General features: G+C 38.4%; 20 protein-coding genes. 12 read left to right on the plus strand and 8 right to left on the minus strand.

Translation table 11 applies throughout. From position 1 onward, the window contains the following. Positions 1-5: 5 nt before the first annotated feature. Both AC27HL_RS12160 and rnm read right to left on the minus strand, forming a co-directional pair. The gene (locus AC27HL_RS12160) at positions 6-626 is read right to left on the minus strand and encodes an L-threonylcarbamoyladenylate synthase (RefSeq protein ID WP_487081272.1); all 621 of its coding nucleotides are present in this window, start codon (positions 624-626) and stop codon (positions 6-8) included. A gap of 39 nt (positions 627-665) precedes the next feature. Further along, on the minus strand, positions 666-1,538 hold the full coding sequence (gene rnm / locus AC27HL_RS12165) for an RNase RNM (protein ID WP_487081273.1): 873 nt from the start codon (positions 1,536-1,538) through the stop codon (positions 666-668). Positions 1,539-1,925: 387 nt separating this feature from the next. On the opposite strand from rnm, the gene AC27HL_RS12170 reads away from it, so the two are divergent. Genes AC27HL_RS12170 through trpA form a run of 6 tightly spaced genes read left to right on the plus strand, consistent with a single transcriptional unit; the run spans position 1,926 to position 8,830 of the window. Further along, the gene (locus tag AC27HL_RS12170) at positions 1,926-3,632 is read left to right on the plus strand and encodes an anthranilate synthase component 1 (protein WP_487081274.1); all 1,707 of its coding nucleotides are present in this window, start codon (positions 1,926-1,928) and stop codon (positions 3,630-3,632) included. Next, a complete protein-coding gene (locus tag AC27HL_RS12175; RefSeq protein WP_487081275.1) occupies positions 3,632-4,327 on the plus strand; it encodes an aminodeoxychorismate/anthranilate synthase component II in 696 nt (231 codons plus the stop codon). Before AC27HL_RS12170 ends, AC27HL_RS12175 begins: the two co-directional genes overlap by 1 nt. A 2-nt stretch (positions 4,328-4,329) precedes the next feature. Continuing rightward, positions 4,330-5,352, plus strand: coding sequence for an anthranilate phosphoribosyltransferase (gene trpD, locus AC27HL_RS12180; RefSeq protein WP_487081276.1), 1,023 nt, complete (start codon positions 4,330-4,332; stop codon positions 5,350-5,352). 1 nt (position 5,353) lies between these two features. Continuing rightward, positions 5,354-6,745, plus strand: coding sequence for a bifunctional indole-3-glycerol-phosphate synthase TrpC/phosphoribosylanthranilate isomerase TrpF (gene trpCF / locus AC27HL_RS12185; RefSeq protein WP_487081277.1), 1,392 nt, complete (start codon positions 5,354-5,356; stop codon positions 6,743-6,745). 1 nt (position 6,746) lies between these two features. Further along, the gene (gene trpB / locus AC27HL_RS12190; protein WP_487081278.1) at positions 6,747-8,003 is read left to right on the plus strand and encodes a tryptophan synthase subunit beta; all 1,257 of its coding nucleotides are present in this window, start codon (positions 6,747-6,749) and stop codon (positions 8,001-8,003) included. Next, a complete protein-coding gene (gene trpA / locus AC27HL_RS12195; RefSeq protein ID WP_487081279.1) occupies positions 8,003-8,830 on the plus strand; it encodes a tryptophan synthase subunit alpha in 828 nt (275 codons plus the stop codon). The genes trpB and trpA overlap by 1 nt, the downstream gene beginning before the upstream one ends. A 215-nt stretch (positions 8,831-9,045) precedes the next feature. Here the strand turns inward: trpA and AC27HL_RS12200 are convergent, their stop codons facing one another. The 3 genes from AC27HL_RS12200 to AC27HL_RS12210 form a co-directional block, all read right to left on the minus strand. Then, the gene (locus tag AC27HL_RS12200) at positions 9,046-11,076 is read right to left on the minus strand and encodes a hypothetical protein (RefSeq protein WP_487081280.1); all 2,031 of its coding nucleotides are present in this window, start codon (positions 11,074-11,076) and stop codon (positions 9,046-9,048) included. A 287-nt stretch (positions 11,077-11,363) separates the two neighbouring features. After that, positions 11,364-13,046 carry a glutamine--tRNA ligase gene (gene glnS, locus AC27HL_RS12205; protein ID WP_487081281.1) on the minus strand — a complete coding sequence of 561 codons (1,683 nt, stop codon included), beginning with the start codon at positions 13,044-13,046 and terminating at the stop codon, positions 11,364-11,366. A 395-nt stretch (positions 13,047-13,441) separates the two neighbouring features. Next, positions 13,442-14,395: a DUF2785 domain-containing protein gene (locus AC27HL_RS12210; protein ID WP_487081282.1), complete on the minus strand. Its 954-nt coding sequence runs from the start codon at positions 14,393-14,395 to the stop codon at positions 13,442-13,444. Positions 14,396-14,615: 220 nt separating this feature from the next. Between AC27HL_RS12210 and AC27HL_RS12215 the strand changes: the two genes are divergently transcribed. From AC27HL_RS12215 to AC27HL_RS12225, 3 genes are all read left to right on the plus strand, one after another. Continuing rightward, positions 14,616-15,527 carry an alpha/beta fold hydrolase gene (locus tag AC27HL_RS12215; RefSeq protein WP_487081283.1) on the plus strand — a complete coding sequence of 304 codons (912 nt, stop codon included), beginning with the start codon at positions 14,616-14,618 and terminating at the stop codon, positions 15,525-15,527. A gap of 132 nt (positions 15,528-15,659) precedes the next feature. Next, entirely contained in the window at positions 15,660-16,385 is a 726-nt protein-coding gene (locus AC27HL_RS12220; RefSeq protein WP_487081284.1) for a type 2 periplasmic-binding domain-containing protein, read from the plus strand. Positions 16,386-16,433: 48 nt separating this feature from the next. Then, positions 16,434-17,474 carry an energy transducer TonB gene (locus AC27HL_RS12225; RefSeq protein ID WP_487081285.1) on the plus strand — a complete coding sequence of 347 codons (1,041 nt, stop codon included), beginning with the start codon at positions 16,434-16,436 and terminating at the stop codon, positions 17,472-17,474. 31 nt (positions 17,475-17,505) lie between these two features. Here AC27HL_RS12225 and AC27HL_RS12230 read toward each other — a convergent pair whose 3' ends face one another. Next, positions 17,506-17,853 carry a DUF3718 domain-containing protein gene (locus AC27HL_RS12230; protein WP_487081286.1) on the minus strand — a complete coding sequence of 116 codons (348 nt, stop codon included), beginning with the start codon at positions 17,851-17,853 and terminating at the stop codon, positions 17,506-17,508. A 134-nt stretch (positions 17,854-17,987) separates the two neighbouring features. Then, positions 17,988-18,671 carry a hypothetical protein gene (locus AC27HL_RS12235; RefSeq protein ID WP_487081287.1) on the minus strand — a complete coding sequence of 228 codons (684 nt, stop codon included), beginning with the start codon at positions 18,669-18,671 and terminating at the stop codon, positions 17,988-17,990. A 142-nt stretch (positions 18,672-18,813) separates the two neighbouring features. On the opposite strand from AC27HL_RS12235, the gene AC27HL_RS12240 reads away from it, so the two are divergent. Then, entirely contained in the window at positions 18,814-19,302 is a 489-nt protein-coding gene (locus AC27HL_RS12240; protein WP_487081288.1) for a VOC family protein, read from the plus strand. Positions 19,303-19,366: 64 nt separating this feature from the next. On the opposite strand, the gene AC27HL_RS12245 is transcribed toward AC27HL_RS12240, so the two are convergent. Continuing rightward, positions 19,367-19,927, minus strand: a complete 561-nt coding sequence (locus AC27HL_RS12245) for a DUF4136 domain-containing protein (RefSeq protein WP_487081289.1) — start codon at positions 19,925-19,927, stop codon at positions 19,367-19,369. A gap of 498 nt (positions 19,928-20,425) precedes the next feature. On the opposite strand from AC27HL_RS12245, the gene AC27HL_RS12250 reads away from it, so the two are divergent. Further along, entirely contained in the window at positions 20,426-22,150 is a 1,725-nt protein-coding gene (locus AC27HL_RS12250) for an acetolactate synthase 3 large subunit (RefSeq protein ID WP_487081290.1), read from the plus strand. Beyond that, positions 22,150-22,647, plus strand: coding sequence for an acetolactate synthase small subunit (ilvN, locus tag AC27HL_RS12255; RefSeq protein WP_487081291.1), 498 nt, complete (start codon positions 22,150-22,152; stop codon positions 22,645-22,647). Before AC27HL_RS12250 ends, ilvN begins: the two co-directional genes overlap by 1 nt. Positions 22,648-22,702: the final 55 nt, after the last annotated feature.

The raw sequence follows: 22,702 nt of genomic DNA on the forward strand, positions 1-22,702 counted from the left end.
ACTCACTATTGAAACGGCGCCGGGTCGCCTTCTCCAACACGAATAATTTCAACATCGTCATTGGAAAAATCAATCACGGTTGTTGGGTGTTCGCCTAAGTGGCCACCATTAATAATTAAATCAACTTGGTGCTCTAATAAATCGCGAATATGTTCAGGGTCAAACTCTGCCATGTCTTCACCCGGCATGATTAGCGTCGTCGACATAATTGGCTCGCCAAGTTCAGCTAATAATGCTTGGGCGATATTGTTATCAGGTACGCGGATACCTATGGTTTTACGTTTTGGGTTCAACAAGCGTTTTGGCACTTCTTTAGAGCCTTTAAAAATAAAGGTATAAGGCCCTGGGGTATTATTTTTTAATAACCGAAAAGCGCTATTATCAACGCGGGTATATTCAGACAACTCGGATAAATCACAACACATTAAGGTAAAGTTATGCTCTTTATCGATATCTCTAATTTTACAAATACGCTCTAGGGCTTTTTTGTCACCAATATGGCAACCTAAGGCATAGCCAGAGTCGGTTGGGTAAACAATAACGCCACCTTGGCTAATAATAGCCGCGGCTTGCTTCATTAATCGCCCTTGCGGATTATCAGGATGAACATAAAAAAACTGACTCATGGTGTGCTCCAATGCTTAGTAAAGTTATCGAGTATCTGCTTACCATATTTGCCAAATAGGGTTTGCTTGTTCTGGCATGCTTAAATTACGCCCTAAATCACTCCAACGACTGGGTTGATGAAAATCAGATCCCATAGATGCATGTAAATCATATTCTAAACAAAAGCTTAGCATTAATTTTCGTTGTTCGTTATTCATTTGCGGCAAAACCACTTCTAAACCATTGCCATTTGCCGCCTTAAAATCAACAATCAGGCGACGTAACCATTTTGTTGATAAGTCATATCGTATTGGGTGTGCCATTACCGCAACACCGCCAGCAGCGTGAATTGTTGCTACGGCTTCAGCTATGCTGCACCAATTAGGTTTTACATAAGCTCGCTTGCCTTTACCAATGTATTTATCAAACGCCGCCTGCATTTTACCGACAGCGCCTTGCTGTAATAATACTTTTGCAAAGTGGGCTCGAGTAATCGACCCTGCCCCTGCTAATGCTTTTGCGTGTTGATAAACATCAGTAAAACCGCATTTAGCCAACTTTTCACCCATGGTCAGCGCACGTGTTTCTCGGCGTTGCTGTTGTTGGCTGATCAACTCAGTTAACTCAGCATTACGGGTATCAATATTCAAACCAACAATATGAATTTCAAAACCTTGCCACTCGGTTGATATTTCAATGCCATCAATTAAAGTTAATGGAATATTTTTATCTAAAATAGTTTGTTTTGCACTATCAAGACCGGCAACGGTATCGTGATCGGTAATGGCTAACACATCAATTTGAAAGTTAACTGCCCGCTCTATAAGCTCTTGCGGCGTAAGCGCACCATCAGAACAATTTGTATGGCTATGTAGGTCAACCCGCAAGCTTGATAAATCTTTATCATTTTTAAAATCAGTGGTTGACAACATAAGTGTAATCGGTTCTTCTATAGGGACTTAAAACTACCTAAGGTATTGGCAGCAGCTAAATTTAGGTAAGTGAATAAAACAATTTTACTGAGATAAAACAGATAATGATACAAGTAAAACAAACTATTTCTCTGATTTGGTGGTGGCATAACTCGACATAAGTGGGTTGTGATGTTTACTTGTAAGTAAAAAATTCCGAAAACCCGCATTTTATTGCGGGTTTTTTGCTTTTATCTGACCAAGAATAAGTTGATATTTTAAGTTATAAATTAAAATTTTAGAGAGATAACATGTTAAGAATTAAAGTTAAACGTTGGTTTTTGTGGTGGCTTTTGCCTATTTACGCTGGATGACCGTATTTAAAACTATTTAGGAATACCAATAACAATGAACAAGAACAACCAACAACATAAAAGTGCCGAACAACACCTGAAGTTAGGTGCAGTTGAAAGTTTTACCGAACACTTGCCTTATCAAAGCGATCCACTTGCTGTTTTTCACTCCTTATGCGGTGATGAAGGTCGCATTGAAAGCAGCGATAAAAATGGCAAACTAAAGGCAAATACCTTATTGCTTGAGTCAGCAGAAATTGATAAAAAGCATCAACTAAAAAGTCTATTGCTAACAGATACTGCCGTCAAAATTGTTTGTCATGGCAATTCAGTCACTTTTACTGCCTTAAGTAAAAACGGCGAGCATGCCTTAGCTTTTGCCAAACAGCAATTAAGCACAGAAGCCGCAATCTCTGATTCTGTTTCTGCTAACGCCAATAGCGATACGTTAGCCTTTACAGCAACCTTTTCAGACGTTGCTGAGCAATTAGATGAGCGTTCTCGATTACTCGCGACTAACCCTTTTCAAAGCTTACGCCTTTTTCAACAGTTAACTAATTTAACTGGTCACCCTTTCTCAGTATTTCTTGGTGGCGCCTTTGCTTTTGATATGATGGCAGTAAGCGAAGCATTACCTAGCGTTGATGATGGCGAAAACACTTGTCCCGACTTTGTTTTCTACTTGGCGGAAACCTTAATTGTTATTGACCATGAACAGCAATCAAGCGAAGTGATTACCAATATTTTTACTGGTGAAAATTACTCTCAGGCTAAGTCAGCACAAATTGCCAGAATAGAAGAAATAAAAGTAACATTGGCTAATAATGTTAGTGCCGCACTTGTGCCAAAAACATCAGCGCAGCGCACTGCAACAGACAATTTAAGCACTGACATTGACGACCAAGCCTATTGCCAAATTGTTAACAACTTAAAAGAAAACATTCTAGCCGGTGATATTTTCCAAGTTGTACCGTCTCGTACTTTTAGTTTGCCTTGTACCAATACCCTTAACGCCTATAAAGCGTTAAAACGCCGTAATCCAAGCCCTTATATGTTCTATTTACAAGACAGTGATTTTTGTATTTTCGGCGCATCACCTGAATCAGCATTAAAATATCAACAAAGTAATCGCCAAGTTGAAATTTACCCTATCGCGGGTACACGACCACGCGGCTTTAACGCCGATGGCAGTTTGTCACCTGATTTAGATAGCCGCATAGAACTTGATTTACGCCTCGATAAAAAAGAACTGGCTGAGCACATTATGCTAGTTGATTTAGCCCGTAACGATATTGCCAGAGTAAGCCAGCCGGGTACTCGCCACGTTGCTGATTTACTCAAAGTTGACCGATACTCGCACGTTATGCATTTAGTATCTCGTGTTTGCGGCACATTAGAGCATGAACTTGACGCATTACATGCCTACCAAGCCTGTATGAATATGGGCACACTTTCAGGCGCACCAAAAGTAAAAGCGACGTCACTCATTCGCCAAGTAGAAGGTAAACGCCGTGGCAGCTATGGCGGCGCTGTAGGTTACCTAACAGGTGATGGTGATATGGACACCTGTATTGTTATTCGTTCCGCTTTTGTTAAAGATAATATTGCCCAAGTACAAGCAGGAGCGGGTGTGGTTTTTGATTCTGATCCACAATCAGAAGCCAATGAAACCAGACAAAAGGCACAAGCGGTAATAAGCGCCGTTAACGAAGCAGAAAATAAAGAACTTATTATTAGCTTCAATAACAAGGAGGTTAAATAATGACAACGTCAACTATCACCAATGACGCTTTACCAGACTCTTTACCTAGCTCCCTACCAGAAATAGTCATGCTAGATAATCTCGATTCATTTACTTATAACTTAGTTGATGAATTTCGCTGCTTGGGCTACCAATTAACCATTTATCGCAATACCTTAAATGCTGAGTTTATTTTTCAAAAGTTACAAGAAAAACAGCAAAACAACCCAAATGGGGTAATTTTAGTATTATCACCTGGGCCAGGCACACCAGCGAATGCTGGCTGTTTAATGGTGTTAATCAAACTTGCTGTAGGTCAATTCCCAATATTAGGTATTTGTCTTGGTCATCAAGCGCTAATTGAACATTATGGCGGTAAGGTTGGTAGAGCGCCTGAAATAGTGCATGGCAAAGCCTCAAATATTATCCACACAGCACAAGATGAATTTAGCGATATTCAACAACCACTACCGGTTGCTCGGTATCATTCATTAGTGGCGTTAACCATGCCTGAAGCACTTGAAACCACCGCTTTTTTGACCACAGATAACGGCGAAAAATTGCCAATGGCAATTGCTCAAAAGCAAGATAATATTATTGGTTTTCAATTTCATCCAGAATCAATTTTAACTACCTATGGCAGTACGTTGTTAGCGCAAAGTATTCAATATTTATCGAACGCTAAAACAACGAGCAACAAGCAGGACACGGAGTAATCATGGAAAATATTCTACAACAATTAGTCGATGGTCAATCATTGTCGCAGTCACAAGCACAAACATTTTTTGCCGATGTTATGCAAGGCAACATTGCTCCTGAATTGCTCGCTAGCGTACTTACCGCACTAAAAATTAAAGGCGAAACACCTGAAGAAATCGCCGGCGCAGCGGTTGCTGTGCGTGAATATGCCACGGCATTTCCACCACAAACACATGCGGTTAGCGATTGCGTTGGCACAGGTGGTGACGGCGCAAATACCATTAACATTTCAACCACGGCAGCAATATTAGCCGCCGCTTGTGGTTTACCTATGGCAAAACATGGTAATCGTAGTGTTTCCAGTATGTCAGGCTCTGCCGATTTACTGGAAGCATTTGGCGTTAATTTAACCATGTCACCCGAAACGGCCAGTAAATGTTTAGCCCAAGCCAACCTTTGTTTTCTTTATGCACCTGCTTACCACCCGGGTTTTAAACATGCAGGCCCGGTGCGAAAAGCGATGGGCATTCGAACCTTATTTAATATTCTTGGCCCATTAGTGAACCCTGCCGCGCCAAAAGTGATGTTAATGGGGGTTTATACACCAACATTAATTCCGACTATGGCAAAAAGTTTAATGCTTACCGGCGTTGAGCGCGCTTGGGTTGTTCATGGCAGTGGCTTAGACGAAATCGCCTTACACGGTGAAACGCATGTCTGTGAAATTAACCAAGGTAAACTCGAACATAAAGTGGTTACGCCAGAAGACTTTGGTTTAAGCCGTTATGAACTTGAAGACATCAAAGGTGGTACACCGCAAGAAAACGCCGACATTATCAAAGCCATTTTATCTGGCAATGGGCGAACTGCCCACAACAGTGCGGTAATTATTAACTGTGCTGCCCTACTTTACTTACATGGTAAAGCTGACAATTTAAAAGCGGCTGCCGAACTAGCTGCAAATGTTCTGGCATCAGGTAAAGCATTAAATAGCTTAGAACTATTAGTTAAAATTTCAAACAGCAACGAGAGTAATCAATAACATGGCCAATGTATTAGAAAAAATTGTTGCTGATAAGCGCATTGAAGTGGCACAACGAAAAATTGATATGCCATTAGAAAGCTTTAAAAGTGCATTAATTCCAACTGAAAAAGATATGTACGCAGCACTCGATAGAAACAGCGGCAAGTCACACGCAGGCTTCATTTTAGAATGTAAAAAGGCGTCACCGTCTAAAGGCCTAATTCGAGCTGATTTTGACGTTGCCAGTATTTGCAAAACTTACGATAAATATGCCGCGGCTATTTCAGTATTAACCGATGAAAAGTACTTTCAAGGCACGTTTGACTACTTAAAAACCGTCACCGACATTGTTAACTGCCCAGTATTAAATAAAGACTTTTTTGTTGATACCTACCAAGTATATTTGGCTCGTCACTACGGCGCTGACGCAATTTTACTGATGTTAAGCGTACTGAACGACGAGGAATATCAGCAACTAGAAAGCGTTGCTAAATCGTTAAACTTAGCCATTCTAACCGAAGTGTCAAACGACGAAGAACTAACGCGTGCTATCGACCTCAACGCAAAATTAATTGGCATTAATAATCGTAACTTACGCGACCTTTCAACGGATATTTCGCGTACTTTTGATTTTGCGCCAAAAATTCCTGCCGATAGAATCGTTATTTCAGAATCTGGCATTTATACCAACGAGCAAGTGCGAGAACTCGCCCCTGCTGTTGATGGCTTTTTAGTTGGCAGTTCAGTAATGGCGCAAAATGATATTGACCTCGCCTGCAGAACGCTTATTTATGGCAATAATAAAGTTTGTGGTTTAACCGCCGCAGAATTTGCCCAATCAGCGGTTGATACCGGCGCGCAATTTGGCGGACTTATTTTCGCTGAAAAGTCACCGCGCTGTATTTCACTTTCACAAGCTGAAGATATTGTTAACACCGTGCCTAGCTTAAATTATGTTGGTGTTTACGTTAATGAAAGCATCATCAAGATAGTTGAGCATGCAAACACTTTAAGCTTATATGCCGTGCAATTACACGGTGATGAAGATCAGGCTTTTATCGATGAACTAAAAGCCGTATTACCTAAAACATGTCAAATTTGGAAAGCGGTTAAAGTTGAAAATGACATTCCTCCATTAACTCTTGAGCACATTGACCATTGGGTGCTTGATGGCAAAAACCCGGGCAGTGGTGAGTCGTTTGGTTGGCGAGCGTTAGCAGAAAGCGAGCAAGACTTGTCGCATTGTTTGCTCGCCGGCGGATTAAACCAAGACAACATTAACAGCGCAGTAGCGCAATTAACCACACAAGATTTATTTGGTCTAGATATCAACTCAGGTGTTGAAGACAGCCCAGGTATAAAAAGCCGTGAAAAGCTAACGCAAGTTTTCACGCATATTCGGAATTACTAACATGACTGTAAAAAATACAACAGAAACAAAAACCTTACCCGCCTATTTTGGTGAATTTGGTGGCATGTTCGTTGGCGAGCTTTTAGTACCCGCCTTAGAACAATTAGAGCAAGCCTTTATTGAATCACAAAGCGATGAAGCTTTTCTTAATGAATTTAATAAGCTATTAACCAGCTATGCTGGCCGCCCTACGCCACTAACTTTATGTCGAAATATTGTTAAAAACCCGCTAGCAAAAATTTACTTAAAACGTGAAGATTTACTGCACGGTGGCGCACACAAAACTAACCAAGTACTTGGCCAAGCTCTTTTAGCAAAGCGCATGGGCAAAACAGAAATTATTGCTGAAACAGGTGCGGGTCAGCATGGTGTTGCCACCGCAATTGCCTGTTCGCTACTGGGCTTAAAATGTAAAGTTTACATGGGCGCGGTTGATTGTCAGCGTCAACAACCTAACGTATTTCGCATGAAACTCATGGGCGCAGAAGTTATTCCTGTTACTGCTGGTAGCGGCACATTAAAAGACGCAGTAAATGAAGCCCTACGTGATTGGTCAGCAAATTATGATAAAGCGCATTATTTGTTAGGCACAGCGGCTGGTCCTCACCCGTTCCCGACCATAGTGCGTGAATTTCAAAAAATGATCGGTGAAGAAGCCAAACAGCAACTACTAGCTGAAGAAGGTCGCCTGCCAGACTACGTTATTGCCTGTGTTGGCGGCGGCTCAAACGCCATTGGTATGTTCAACGACTTTATTCCAGATGAAGACGTTAAATTAATCGGCGTAGAAGCGGGAGGTAAAGGCATTGATACTCATCAGCATGGTGCAACGCTGGTAGCTGGCAGTAAAGGCATGTTACACGGTAACTACACCTATATTATGCAAGATGAAAATGGTCAAATTGAAGAGTCTTACTCGGTATCTGCTGGCTTAGACTACCCTGCTGTTGGCCCACAACACGCACAATTAAAAGACTCAGGTCGTGCGCAATATGTGCCAATTAATGACGATGAAGCATTAGAAGCATTTCAATTATTGGCTCGCAATGAAGGTATTATTCCGGCACTTGAATCTTCACATGCCTTAGCACAAGCATTAAAAATGGCAGATAAAGTCACAGAAAAAACAGTATTTTTAGTTAACTTATCAGGCCGTGGCGATAAAGACTTAGCGCACGTAAATGCAATAATCTCGCCGGAAACAGCAGAGCCAAGTACTCTCGATGGCAGTAAAGTAAAACATAGAGGAGAAGCATAATGAGCCAAGTTAACCAAATTACAACCCGTTATGACCAAGCCTTTAAAAATTTAGCTGAGAAAAACGAAGGCGCTTTTATTCCCTTCGTCACCATTGGTGACCCAAATGCAGAGCAGTCATTTGAGATCATTAAAACCCTGATCGACGCTGGCGCTGATGCCCTTGAACTTGGCATTCCGTTTTCTGACCCAAGTGCAGACGGTATGACCATTCAAATGGCAGCACTTAGAGCTCTAAATGCCAACATCAATACTGATGTTTGTTTAGATATTTTAGCGCGTGTTCGAGCTTACGCACCTGATATGCCAATTGGTTTATTACTCTACGGTAACTTAGTGTTTGCCCGTGGTATTGATAATTTCTACCGAGATGTTGCCGCAGCAGGCGTTGATTCGGTATTAATTGCTGACTTGCCTATTCGTGAGAGTAAGCCTTTTAGGGAAGCTGCGATAAAACATGGTGTTGCCCCTATTTTTATCGCGCCACCTAACGCCAGTGCAGCAACGTTAGAAAAAGTAGCACAACTAGGTGCTGGCTATACTTATGTGCTTAGCCGAGTTGGTGTAACCGGCACAGAAACTGAAGCGGAAATGACCGGCCATAAACTTATAAGTACCCTGAATAATTTTAAAGCTGCACCATCAGTGATTGGTTTTGGTATATCTAAACCAGCACAAGTAACCGAAGCATTAGCAACGGGCGCAAAAGGTGCAATTAGTGGCTCTGCAGTGGTTAAAATTATTGAAAATAACTTAGCTGATAATGACGCTATGCTAAAAGCATTAGCTGAATTTATTACTGCCATGAAGGCAGCGACTAAGCTTTAGTTATTGCGACATGAAATAGCCTAATCTAACAATATTTGATTGGGCTAATTTCGATTTAGTGACGTTGTAGCGCAGCCCACTAACATAGTCATACAGAACGCATAATGCCTTGAAGCCAAAGGTAAAGCCTATAAAATTGCTTGCTGAAATTAGCAACAAGAAACAAACAGCTAACTGTTTTTTGTCCTTGTTTAATTTCTAGTTAGGTTTTTTAGCTAAACTATCAAATCTACTTTTTCTATCTCTTTATCATAATCAGCGACTTTTCCAACAGGAAAAGAGTGCTCTATATTAACCCTATCATTTACTGCTAACTCTGTAGGTATAAACCTATTAAATACAATTTTATAAGACTCTTCGCTAATGTAAGGCAAGGTAATGGGCTTGTATTCAAAGTGCTCCCTGTTTTCAAATATTTGAGGAGGATTACTCAAATATTTGCTCAAGTTACCTTTTAACTGTTCAAAATTTGAATAGAGTGTTAACCATGCTAAATGTTTAGGCTCTCTAGTCTTCTCATTAAAAACACTTGCAAGAGGGACTTCATTTTCTTGAAAGTATTTCAATAATACTTTTTCGTCACAAACAGGGACTCCTTCAATATCAAAACCTACGTACATTCTTCCACTATTAATTATGCAACCAGTAAATTCATAATTAGCATTATCGTCATAATCCCAGTTTAAACTAGTAAATACGCGCTCAAGGTTACTTTTTACAAATTTCATTTTGCGTTTTACCTGTTTCGCGGCATGTTTGAGGGTTTCTACCGTCCTATAGTTAGAAATAGGAGAGTCCGTGGTTACGATAGACTTTGCTTCACCAACTACAATTAGGTCTCCAATTCGAAATAGTAAATCAATCTCTTCCTCTGCGTCAGTGAACTTTATTCTGCGAGATACAGCATTATCGAAATCTAATATATGATGGTTCTCTTTTAATGCTTGGTTCAAGCCATCTATTATTAAATTCTCATATACAAGGCCTTTATCTTGTAATTCCTCACCTAGACTAACTAACCAGTGTTCAACGACCCTTAAAATTACTGGAGTAGCTAATGAACTTGTGACTAAAGCGTATTGTTGTTCCGATGCACTGATGATGGGGTGACACCATAGGTCTTGTTTTTCAGAAGCTTTATACTCAAGAAAGTCCAATACCTTTTTAACCCTGCAAACCGTTATAGCAGTTGACTTACTGATTGCTTGCTTCAATTCAACTTTATTCACCTTAGGGCAAAATTCAGATATTTTTTTCAGATTGGGGATTTTGAAACTGCTAGGAAATTTTTTTGCGTATTCGGCAGACAGAATAATTAAATTTCTAAAGACCTCCAATGCTTCGTTAATACTAAAACCAAGGTGATTTTGACGCTTCAACATTTCACTACAGAAATTATCAGACAAAAACATCGAACTGATTTGCCAGTCAGAGTTCCTAGCTTTAATTTCTTCGTCACCATTTTTTACATCTTTACATAGTAACTTTTTATTACGACCACTCTTAACAACTGTTATATATTTATTTTTATCGTAAAATTTCAAAACATCTGGACTAGTTGCAATCATTGCCGACTGCGCTCCTAATCTAGACTTTCTAATTTGACTTACATGTGAACCTATCTCATATTGATCCATAGGTTGTTCTACAATATATAGCTTCTTTTCTTTATCGACTTCTATTAAATTATAATCGTTCCATAATATTGCATGCCAATAATTTTCGTATATTCCATAAAGCTGGGACAAGATCGCTTCTTTTTCGATAAAATCTATTATATCTAATGGTTTTTTACCTTTGCCTATCTCTTGAGAATTATTGATTCGGCTTTTACAAAAGTATATTGCCTTTTCTAAGCCATCAACAGCGCCATCTGAAACCTCTTGAAGAGTAATTTCGTTACCTGCCGCTTTATTGGTAATTGTAGCGCTATGTACATTTTTATTTTTTGTTCGTTGTTTACTGGACATAATAGCTCTATCTCTATTCGATAAAGAAATATATGCCAGTAATAACTGTATGTTATCTATGTCAGGTGCTTGCTCTTTATAAAGTGTTTTCAATTCATTTCGAATTTCTTCTAATAAGTTGAATATAATAACACCGGCTAAATGGAGCTTTTGGTTTCTTTCAGATGCACCATCTTTACACCCTTCCCAACACGCATCCCATTTACTAAGGCTAAATCCTCTTTGTGTTGGTGTTTTGATTGATTTGTTTTTAATTTTATCGAAAAAAGAAGACATAATTTACTATTCGTAGTCCTGATGGCGGGTAATTAAAGCCTAATTGCTAATTATGTAGTTGCTTTAAGTAATTACCACCTACAATATTTTGAACCAAATTAACGTAATATCTTTTATTTTCAAAGATTTATTATGTTATTTTTTGTTCTAGTTATAGAGACTTATGTATCTTTATAACACGTAGCAAACTCTATGTGATGCCATGGCTAATACCTGAGCGTAAAAAAGCTCATAAGCGTTAACTTATGAGCTTTTTTTAAACTACTGCTTTACTTGTTCTACGGTTATTAGCCTGAGATTTTCGCCCAAGTATCACGCAAACCAACCGTGCGGTTAAACACTAATTTACCCGCGGCTTTATCTTCTGCTGAAATTTTATTATCAAGACAGAAATAACCTTGGCGTTCAAACTGAAATGCCTTTTCAGGTTCAGCATTAGCTAAGCTTAGCTCTACTTTCGCATTCGAGATAGTAATTAACGACTCAGGGTTCATTACGGTATGAAAGTCTTCTTCTGCACCTGGGTTTGGTACCGTGAATAAACGGTCATACAAACGAACTTCAGCGTCAAGGCTTTGCTCAGCCGCAACCCAATGAATAACCCCTTTTGGTTTAGTACCGTCAGTTGGGTTTTTACCTAAAGTGTCTTCATTGTATTGACAATAAACGGTTGTTACATTGCCTGCGTCGTCTTTATCACAACGTGTTGCGGTTACCACATAAGCGCCACGTAAACGCACGGCTTTATCAAGCACTAGGCGTTTGTATTTTTTATTCGCTTCTTCACGGAAGTCTTCTGCTTCAATGAATAGCTCTTTGGCAAATGGTACAACGCGAGAGCCTTGGCTTTCATCACTTGGGTGATTTTTAACATCAAGGTTTTCAACTTGCCCTTCTGGGTAGTTCTCAATTACTAATTTAATAGGGTCAAGAACCGCCATTGCGCGTGGCGCGTTGTCGTTTAGATCTTCGCGGATACAAGCATCTAATACACTCATTTCCACTGTGTTATCCATTTTTGTGACACCAATGCGCTTGGCAAACTCACGCATAGAATTTGGTGTAAAACCACGACGACGAAATGCGGCAATGGTTGGCATACGTGGGTCGTCCCAACCGCTAACTAAGTTTTCTTCAACTAAGCTATTAAGTTTACGCTTACTCATTACCGTGTATTCAAGATTTAAGCGTGAAAACTCATATTGACGAGGCGTACATTCAATAGAGATATTTTCAATGACCCAGTCATATAAACGACGGTTGTCTTGAAACTCTAACGTACAAATTGAATGCGTAATGCCTTCAATAGCATCAGAAATACAATGAGTGAAATCGTACATTGGGTAAATGCACCATTTGTCACCTGTTTGGTGATGGTGAGCAAATTTAACACGATAAATAATCGGGTCACGCATACACATGAAGCTTGATGCCATGTCTATTTTTGCACGTAATGCACATTCGCCCTCTTTGAAGCCACCGTCTTTCATTTTTTCAAATAATGCGAGGTTTTCTTCAACTGACGTATCGCGGTACGGGCTATTTTTACCCGGATGCTTTAATGTGCCGCGGTATTCACGAGTTTCTTCGGCATTTAAAAAACATACGTACGCTAAGCCTTTTTCAATAAGCTCAACAGCGTAGCCATATAAACGGTCAAAGTAGTCAGAAGAATAGTGAATGTCGCCAGCCCATTCAAAACCTAACCATTTTACGTCTTCTTGAATTGAGTTTACGTAATCAATGTCTTCTTTTTCAGGGTTTGTGTCGTCAAAGCGTAAATTACATTGGCCTTGGTAATCTTGAGCGATACCAAAATTTAAACAAATAGATTTCGCATGACCAATATGTAAAAAACCATTTGGCTCAGGCGGAAAACGTGTTTGCACGCTGTTATGCTTACCACTAGCAAGATCGGCATCAATTATTTGACGAATAAAATTGGTTGGACGGTTTTCTACTTCCGACATCCACAAACCCCTAAAATATGAAAATTTAAATAATATTATGGCGGCATTATATCAGCAGATTTAACCAGAGCGCACCTAAAGATTGCAATAACATCGCTATTTATAGCTATGGTGTAACGGCTAAAGATAAATCCAAGTCATATGAGAATAAAGATTCATGATGAACTTGGAAATATTGGCCGCTAGGGCTTGTTGTTAAGGTAACCTGAGCTCGACTTAATAAATATTTCTCTAGCGGCTATTTTTACTTACTTCAGCGTTAAATTTACTTGCAATAGACCGGCTATTGACGCGAAATTTGCCTTGAATTAAGAAAAACTATCACGCTATAGATTAAACAAGATGACTTTCTTGGATATTTTATGCTGTTAGTTATCTCTTAAACCGAGTTCAGGTTACGGTAATGTTTTTAACGTATTTGTTAGTTCCGCTTTTAACATTTGAAGTTGTGCATTTTTACTGTCTGCAATTATTACATACATAGCATTTAGGAACTGCCTAGCATTATGTAATTTTGCTAACCCCTGCTGGCTTGAAAAGGCCTGTTGCCAACTCGTTAGTGGCGCTGGGTTTATATATTGCTTTAACCAACGTTGCCAATCTTCTTCGTTATGCTGTTCCTTTAGAAATATGTAAAGCAGCGGCATTAATAAACGTTTCGATTCCCCATAGATATAAAAATGCTCATTTTTTGCAAGAACTTGGTCACCAATAGCATTTAACATTGAGGTTAACTGCTCTTTTTTTATTGCTGGATTTAACGATAATTGCAAAAATATATCAGCTGTATGGGCGATACTGTGACGCCAACCAACCACATTATCAAAGCCTCGATAATCTTTAGTATTAACGAGGTAAGCAGCACTTTTATCAACAAGAGATTGACGTTGTTCATCGGTTAAATAAGGTGTTTTTCGATCAACCCTCGCAAGCTCTGATAGCACTAAGGCAACAAATGGTTGATATACGTCATGCTCATCAACCGTTTTTCGAGCAAAATTTTTGAATAATTCATTAAACATTTTTTTATAAACGTCTGACGATAGTTTTTCGTTCCTCAACCAAGCAGACAGCCCTGTAAATGCCACACCATCACGAATATCACTTTCCGATACTGCTAAACAATTCATTAATTGTAATGCTAAATTATTTCTTTCTAACTCGCTCTCTACTTCAAAATTATCTTTAGCTAATGTTAATAAAGTTTGCTTAGGCCATTTTTCAGAATAGCACTGAGTCGCGATAGCATGTGCATTAACAATATCTGCACTAGCATGACTAGTAGTTATAAATGAGCCGAACAGTGCTATGATTAAAAATATTTTATGAAGTCCGCTTGGCTTTTTCATTAATTTCCTTCCACTTGTATTAGATTTATTAAACAACACTCATCTACCACTTTACAGCTTTTATGTAAATTTCAAAAGCTTAGCTTTTAACTCTCCAAATGCGACAAATGCAAAAAGGCATTCACATCCGACCAGTTAATTGGTATGTTATTAGCATTAAAATTTATCAACATGTGCCCCCACTAAATCTTCAATTATTTTATTCGGATAAAGCTAAACTATGACGCCGTTAAGACTAAAAGATATCGAAAATTGGCAGCAAAAATCTAAAAGCCAAATGACTGTTAATGGCTATTATCGCTCTGGAACTGGCAATGGAAAGCGAATTCATCTATTGCATGGTACTGGGTTTTCTGCCATGACATTAGCGGCTATGGCGTCGCAATTACCCAGCGACAGCTCTATTTGGTTAACCGATGTGCCTGGCCATGGTTTATCTACTCAACCTTCAAAGCGTATGCCTAATTGGCAAAAAATGGCAGATACTGTAGCGGATGCTATTTACTTACAAGCAAATGTAAAAAACGATGGGCCTTTGATTGGCATTGGCCATTCAATGGGCGGCGTTTTAACATTGTTGGCCGCTGCGAAATACCCCGACCTTTTCAGCGAAATAATTCTTTTAGATCCGGTACTTTTTAAAAATGAAATGATTATTGCGCAACAGCTGATGCGAGCAACCGGAGCATGGCGTCAGCGCGCTCTAGTTAAATCGGTTGCCAACCGTACATCGCATTGGCCAAGCTTAGCGGATATGAAAGAAAACATTGCTGAGAAACCTTTTTATAAATCATGGCATCCACAAGTGATTGATGACTATTGCCAATACTCCAGTACGGCTAATAAAGATAGCTCAGTACAACTTAGCTGTTCACCAAAGTGGGAAGCGTCGATATTTGGCTCTTACCCGAAAGGACTATGGCAGGCAGTAAGAAAAATTCAACGACCGGTTAATATTTTAGTGGCCAAAAATACTTACTTTTTTATTCCAAGTGCGGTACGACGAGCAGCTAAAGAAAATAGCCAAATAAAATGGCAAGAGTTTGGTGAACGACATTGTTTCCCTATGGAGCAACCTATTGAAACAGCGACAGCCATTACAAGCTTATTACTCAACAGGTCAAATCTATAATTTTCACCTTTATTGATTTAACCTGTCTTTTTCATTGAAAATTTTTAGTACAATTAGACTAAATTTTACTCTAGCTGAAATAAATTGCTCTTATACTTTGTCTTTATTAAGAGAATTATCTAGGAATTAGCTTTGAAATACTTGTGTTCTATAGTTACTGCTGGCTTTTTGTGTACCTCTGCCTATGCAGTTGAGCCAACATTAAATATTGTTACTGAACATTGGCCACCTTATATAATCCAATCTCCTAAGAGTAATGGGGAAATATCAGGTTTAGTAACAAAGAAAATTAAAACAATATTTGATAATGCTAAACTTAAATATGAAATTACAGCTTACCCTTGGGCGAGAAGCTATTTTCTGGCGAAAAATCAACCTAATACGCTAATTTATTCAATTTATAAAACAGAGCAGCGCACACCACATTTTAAATGGTTTTGTCCCATACACCCTAAAACACCCGTAAATATTTATAAGCTAAAAACTAATAAAACAAATATTGATCAATTAGTAACGTTAAAAAATGCCATTGTTGGTGTTTTACGAAATGATAATAGTCATAACTTCATGCTAGATAAAGGGTTTGTTGAGGATAAAAACTTGCTTGTTTCTGCAAATGAAGAAAACAACATCAAGCACTTGCTTAGTGGCAAAATAGACGCAGTAATTCAGTCTCGCGAGGCACTACTTTATAGAATAAAAGGCAGTGGTTTTACCTTAAGTGATTTTACCGTTGGCTTTCAATTGCATAAAGATGGTAATACTGAGCATTGCATGGCGCTGAGTTTAAATTCTGACCCAAAAGTTACCCGAGCAGTTGAACAAGCGTTTATCATGTGGAACAATAGATATAATTAATAAACATAAAATCAATAATTTACAAAAATAATTAACACGGATGTAAATATGAAAAAGCATTATTCTCTTATCGCTTTATTGGCTCCTTTGATAACAAGTAACACATCAGCCGTTGAACTGTCAAAACACTTAAGCACCATTACAGACCCAGTTCCAATATCACGCATCGAACCTAAATATCCCATAAATGCCGCAAAAGAGCGACGTGAAGGTTGGGCAAGATTTAGTTTTATTATTGAAAAAGATGGCAGCGTTTCTAACGTCATAAGCACTGAAAACTCTGGCAGTAAAGATTTTACATTGGCGGCTAAAAAAGCCCTGATGAAATGGCAGTACGAACCAGCAATGGAAAATGGCGAACCCATTCAGCAATGTGTGAATAGCGTGCAAATGGATTTTAGAATGAACAAAAACGGCACTACGGGTGCTACTAAGCGCTTTAAAAGCTTATTTTCAAAAGCACAAAATGCATTAACAGAAAAAGACTTCGCACAAGTTGATAAGTATTTAGCTAGTTTGAAGAAAATCAAATATATGCATAAGTCTGAGAATAATTATTTGCAATTATTACTCGCTGAATATGCTCGCGTTCTAGATGACGACAGTAAGCAATTATCGCATTTATATAAAGTCAGTCTTGCATTTGAAAATGGCAACAGCGAACAAGAATTATCAGTTTTACAACAGCGCTTTGCCTTAGAAGTTAAACTCAATCGTTTCAAGTCAGCTTTTAGAACTTTTAAACGTATTGAAAAAAGTAAACTTGCGGAGCCCTATTTGGAGCAATATCAAGCACTTATTAAGCAGATCGATGATTTTATTGGCTCGAATGAAAATATCGTTGTCGATGCTAACATGAGAAATAACGATTATTGGCAGTATTCGCTTGTCCGCAATGAGTTTAGCCTCACTAATATTGAAGGTAGTCTGTCAAAAATGGATATTCGCTGTGCCAACAAACGACACGTGTATACCATTGAAGAAAATAATACTTGGAAAATTCCAGAGTCATGGCAGCATTGCAATTTATTCATCTATGGCGAAAACAATGCAAGCTTTAATGTGGTTGAACACCCGTTTAAGGCTTAAGAACACACTTTTCAAGCACGTATAGCCATAGTTAATTTATACGTGTTTTTGCAATATTAGCCAGTGGTGGAGATAATTTTTCAAGCTGGCCTAACTCATCAGCAATAACCGCTTTGGGTAGTTTTTTAATTAATAATTGCCCGATATTTTCAGCATTCTTCTTTGCCGCAAACAACAAGATGTTGTCATTATCACAACTAACATCGTTAAAAACATTCCTCAATTTTAGCCGATTCGCTTTTAGTAACTTTCTCAACCGGCTTTTATCATCAACAGCAACATATTCACAAATGTTCTTAGCTACATTATAACTATAACTTTTTATAGGCAAGGCTAACCAAAGTACCGATATAATAGAGATCGTAATAAACAACTTCATAAATAGCTCGCATACTCTTTTGCATAAATACATGCCTTAAGTTTAGCTTGGTATTGTAGAATTGCTTAACGGATAATTAATCACAAAACCACTTATAATTATTGTCGATGGGCCTAGTCATAAGTATATTTTCGCTACTCCATGTAGATAATTAAAAACTCACAGTTTAGTGACTGTAAGTTTTTATTCTCTGTTGAAGGTTTAAAAACATCAGCTTGACGCTGACCAAGATGGGTCTGCTTCATCTCTTGATGGAGCAAGAAAAATTGAGATTGCTCATTGTCTGTTGTAATCGATAGCCGTCGACCATCAAAAATATAGCTGCCTTGAACAACGGCTAAACCGTCTTCATATTTACCTTTTTCAAATTCGAGCACAAATCTCCCATTGTTTTTAAACATAATTGTCGCATCGGCAAATTTACAATACTGCGTTCGTAAATACGCAGGCATAACGTGAGATTTATCATCTTCATTTCGCAAATATAAACCAATATGTTGTTCATTATAGAAATGCCGACCTTGAGCAAATGTGAGGTGCTGAAGCTTACTTATTCCCTGATCTACTACAATGGATTCTATCTGATGAAATAACTCAAGGTTACTGAAATTAGGGTGGGTTGCGATAGTGGCAGCAGGAAATTCAGACGGTATGGTGATATTTTCGCGTATGACGACAAGGTCAAGGTTATTTAACTGCTTAGTGATTGAAACAAATTTTTCATCAGAGACCCCCTGATTAACAACATGAACATACGTTTGTGAGCATGCCGATAACAAGCTTAAAATACCGAATATTCCTAGCTTAAAATATTTCATTGTAAATCACTTACTCCTTATTGTGGTTGTTATTAGTTACTCATTATATCCATGTTAAAATACAATAAGTTAAATAAAAATGAATTATAAGCCGACTATTCAGGTCAATATACCAAACAACTAAACAGGTAATCATAATACAATGAACTTACAAAGAATTTTAACGATCAGCGTATTGGTAATGTTTGCTACTTTATCACAGGCCAAGAGCCCAGCTGAAAGTACAAAAGTCATGACCCAAGGACTCAACCATTTAGGGTTAACGGTTAAAAATTTAGATGCTTCTGCAGATTTTTTTATCAAGACACTTGGATGGGAAAATGTTGGTGGTTTCCCCGACTACCCTTCTGTATTTGTTACCGATGGCAATCTATTTCTAACACTGTGGCAAACAAAGCAAGCCGATAAAGTTGTTTCGTTTGATAGAAAAAATAATGTTGGCCTTCATCATCTAGCACTTACGGTTGCAAGTAGAGAAGCCTTAAATGAATTGCATAAACGCTTTAAAACTGTGCCGGGATTAGTGATAGAGTTTGCACCAGAATTAAATGGTAAAGGCCCAACTGTTCATATGATGATCAGGGAGCCTAGTGGTAATCGTATTGAATTTGCTTATAACCCGCCCAAATAGCAATATTAAACATAAAAAAGCGCAGAATATCTGCGCTTTTCTAAACAAAATACTATCTATTAAATTAGAACTGAGCGACCACTTGTTCAACTACCGATTTAATAGCTTTACTTGGATTATCTTGATCAGCCGTTTTAATGCGTTTTACCGCCCAACCATGCCAAACTGGTTGGCGACTTTTCACATCATAAACATCAATCGCTAACTTACCTTCTGTGTAGTTTCGAACATGGGTTTCATTACTAACACCAATGCCACCGTAGTATCTATGCCCCCAAACAAAACCCGTTCGATATGTTGTTGGTAAAGAATCTACTTTTACTTTATCTCGGCTGCCCATAGTGTAAGATATAGTGAAATCAGCTTGTTCAGCATCATCAATTAATTGATATCCTTTGGCAACAAAGGCACTTTCTATCGCATTGTCAATTCTGACTTTCATTACTGGGTTAACATCTACAGGCTCTGCAAGTACTTTGGTTTCGTTTAACCAAGCAAATGTTTTATAGTGACTGGTTGAAATATCACTATTTCTATCGAAATTTACCCTTGCTTTTTGTGTTGACGCACAACCGACAACAACAGTAATAAGTGCAATAACAACTATTAATTTATTTTTAAACATAAGCCCTTCCAGTAAATTTTGATAAACAAAACGTTATATCAACAGATTAACATAACGCTGATAAAAATCTGTTGGATTTTGTAACTCTATGATATAGCAATCATAATAAATAAAACTTAATAATAACAGCCAGCATAATAATAAAAACAATAAGATTACTAGATAAGACCCGACATTTTGTAAATTTAGTGCATTACACTCAAAGAGAACATAACTTAGATGAGAATTTTATTAAAAAATAATTAACTTTCCGTTGACACTACTAAGCAAACCACTTAAAACTATAGCTACTAAATTAAACTTTTTACCATTAATAAAGAAAAATGAAACTTTTAAATACAACTAAAGCGCTCCTCATTGTCGTCGTGGTCTTGAATCCATTGCGTGGGCGATTTTGTGTGTAAAAAGTAAATAAAGAAATATCAAAATAAACCCTCGCTCTGCAAAGACCGAGGGTTTTTTTATGGCAATTTAATAGCAAAAACAAAGGGATTATATATGACATCAGAGCGATATAGTGGTGCAGAACTAGTGGTAAAAGCACTGTCAGCACTTAAAGTAAAATATCTATTCGGCTACCCGGGCGGCACGGTATTAGATATTTACGATGCCTTGTTTCAACAGCAAGAGGTTGAGCATGTTTTAGTGCGCCACGAACAAGCAGCAACACATATGGCTGACGGTTTTGCTCGTGCTACTGGTGAGGTTGGAGTGGTACTAGCAACATCTGGTCCTGGTGCCACCAACTGTATTACCGGTATTGCAACCGCATACATGGATTCCATTCCTATGGTGGTACTATCAGGACAAGTACCCACAGGGCTTATCGGCGATGATGCATTCCAAGAAACCGATATTGTTGGCTGTTCTCGCCCTATTGTTAAACATAGTTTTAACTGCCGAGATATTGCTGAAATCCCCAATATTATTGCCAAAGCATTTTACATTGCCAGTACCGGCCGTCCGGGCCCTGTTGTTATAGAGCTACCGAAAGACTTGTTAATGCCAGGCAATAGCGCTGAATTTATAATGGAACAAAGTATAAAGATGCGCTCGTATAATCCAACAGTTAAAGGCCACCACCGTCAAATTAAAAAGGCGGTGCAAGCGATAGCTCAAGCGAAGCGATTGGTGGTTTATTCGGGCGGAGGCATTATTACCGCGAATGCCTCAGAACTATTAACTACGTTAGTTGAAAAACTAAATGCACCAATCACCAACACCTTAATGGGATTAGGCGGCATTTCCGGTTTGCATAACAACTTTATCGGTATGTTAGGGATGCATGGCAGCCTAGAAGCGAACAAAGCAATGGCGCACGCCGATGTAATTTTAGCACTAGGTGCAAGGTTTGATGACCGTGTAACGAATAATGTTAAAAAGTTTTGCCCAAATGCCACCATAGTCCATGTTGATATAGATCCAACCTCCATCTCGAAAACTATCAATGCCCATATTCCAGTTGTCGGCTTAGTTGATATTGTGATCAAACAATTATTAACCGAGCTTAATGAGGTTAATTTTACCATTAACGAAACAGACAATAACAATTGGTGGCAACAAATTAATACTTGGCGTGATGTTAAAAGTATTAGTTATCAACAAGAAGGTAATAAAATTAAGCCTCAACGTGTTATTCAAGCTATGTACCAAGCCACAGACGGTAATGCATATGTATGCTCTGATGTTGGTCAGCATCAAATGTTTGCCGCGCAATATTACCCATTTGCTAAACCTCGTCAATGGATTAACTCTGGCGGCCTGGGAACAATGGGCTTTGGTTTACCAGCGGCAATGGGCGTAAAAATGGCATTCCCCGATAGCCATGTAATTTGTATTACCGGTGATGGTTCTATTCAAATGAATATTCAAGAACTTTCAACTTGCATGCAATATAACTTACCTGTCGTTATTATTTCATTAAACAACCGTTCACTGGGTATGGTGCGCCAATGGCAAGATATGATTTATGGCGGTCGTCACTCCTCTTCCTATATGGAATCTTTACCAGATTTTGTAAAACTTGCTGAAGCATATGGTCATGTCGGTATTCAAATAAACTCGCTGGATGAGTTAGACAGCAAATTAGCCCAAGCTTTTGCTATTAAAAATAAACTGGTTTTTGTCGATGTATTAGTTGATGAAAAAGAGCATGTTTACCCGATGCAAATTCGTACCGGTGCAATTGATGAAATGTGGATCAAAAAAGGAGTAAAAGCGTAATGCGTAGAATTTTAGCAATATTACTGGAAAATGAAGCAGGCTCTCTGTCTAGAATTGTTGGCTTGTTTTCTCAACGCGCTTTTAATATTGAAAGTTTAACGGTAGCACCAACGGAAGATGCAAGTTTGTCTCGTATTACTATAGCCACAAAAGGTGATGATAAAATTCTTGAGCAAATTGTTAAGCAGGTTAATAAATTAATCGATGTAATAAAAATTACCGATTTAACTGAGCGTCAGCACGTCGAGCGTGAATTATTACTTATTAAAGTTCTAGCAATGAACGATAAATCGCGCACCGAAGTAAAACGCATAACCGACATATTTAGAGGAGCTATTATTGATATTGGTAAACAAGTTTATACCATACAGTTAACTGGCGACGCAGATAAGTTAAATGCATTTATTAAAACCTTAGCAAATGAAACCGAAATAATAGAGTCGGTTCGTTCAGGTTGTGTTGGTATTGCTCGTGGTGAAAAAGCGCTAAGAGCCTAACAGGTATTAAGTATTAAGAATAAAAAAGCCAGCTTGAAGCTGGCTTTTAAAATTT

The organism is Colwellia aquaemaris, assembly GCF_057548755.1.